Annotated in this window: 1 protein-coding gene; it reads right to left on the bottom strand. The window is 67.7% G+C overall.

The window, feature by feature from the left end; genetic code table 11:
* The coding region (locus DW661_RS10060; RefSeq protein ID WP_233547504.1) for a transposase at positions 1-712 on the bottom strand (712 nt) is incomplete at its 3' end.
* Positions 713-818 lie beyond the last annotated feature (106 nt).

Here is an 818-nt window from a genome sequence, read left to right on the forward strand (position 1 = left end):
CGGTGTCTACGCCCTTGAGGCAGCGGAGGGAGTCGACCCTCCTCCTCCATCTGGGCTTGCGGGCCTCGGCCTCGACGAGCCCCTCGAGCCGCGCCTTCTCCTCCGCCGCCCGCCTGACCGCGTCGACGTAGTAGGCGAGCACGTCGTTGTCGGCCCCCTCCGCGAACCTAATCGACTCGATCCAGGACCAGTGCGCCCGGGTCCAGTTGCCCTTCCTGCGGCCGGTGGGCGTCCTCTCGTCGAAGGCGAGCCCGTGCCTGAGCAGGAACTTGGAGAGCCGCTGCTTCGCGCGCGAGAGGTCGTCCCTCGCGTCCTCGAGCGCCCTGGTCAGGTCGCGGGCGGCCTCGCACTCGTCGTCGGGGACCCACACCTCGACGACGTTGCCGACCGACAGCATGCGGGCGAGGAACTCGGCGTCGTTGCGGTCGTTCTTCCTGCGCCTGTCCGCGCTGGGCTTGATCATCTTCGAGACGGCGCCGACCACGCAGTCGACCCCGAGGCCGGAGAGCCTCTTCTGCAGGTCGAACCCCGTGACCCCGGATTCGTACACGCACCTGGCCTTTGGGTCCACGGACCGCACCCACTCCGCGACTGCCCCGGCGTCGTAGCCGAAGGTCGCGCAGCGCACCTCCCCGGTCATGACGTCGAGGGAGACTGCCTTTATCGAGCGGGCGTGGACGTCGAGGCCGACGAAGGTGGTAGTATCGAGCATGGGAGCCCCTTCCATGAATGCGGCGTGGCCGCCGCGGCTGAATTAGACACTCACCATTGTCGGCCTAATCCGCGGTCTTTCATGCAGCAGGGGCTCTCAATGTTTT

The sequence above is a fragment of the Collinsella sp. AM24-1 genome, assembly GCF_003470325.1.
Lineage (GTDB): Bacteria > Actinomycetota > Coriobacteriia > Coriobacteriales > Coriobacteriaceae > Collinsella.